Origin of the sequence: Streptomyces catenulae (assembly GCF_000718015.1) — a bacterium.
In the GTDB taxonomy this organism is placed as follows: domain Bacteria; phylum Actinomycetota; class Actinomycetes; order Streptomycetales; family Streptomycetaceae; genus Streptomyces; species Streptomyces catenulae.
In genome coordinates, this window is the sequence record NZ_JODY01000091.1 from 1 (window position 1) to 201 (window position 201).

The window sequence follows — 201 nt, forward strand, 5'->3', positions numbered from 1 at the left end:
GCGGACCTGCCGCACCCAGTAATCAGCCGACCGCAAATCCTCACCCGCAGCGGAATTCCCCGTCACCGTCGACACCACAGGAATCACCGGAGCCGCAAAAGAAATCCCCTTCGCCACCGCCCGAAAATCCTCCAACATCCCCTCCATCAACGGGGAATGAAACGCATGCGAAACCGATAAACGCCGCACCCGACGCCCACG

General features: G+C 61.2%; 1 protein-coding gene. It reads right to left on the reverse strand.

All coding sequences use genetic code 11. From position 1 onward, the window contains the following. The coding region (locus tag IF23_RS35310) for an ACP S-malonyltransferase (RefSeq protein WP_037680475.1) at positions 1–201 on the reverse strand (201 nt) is incomplete at both ends.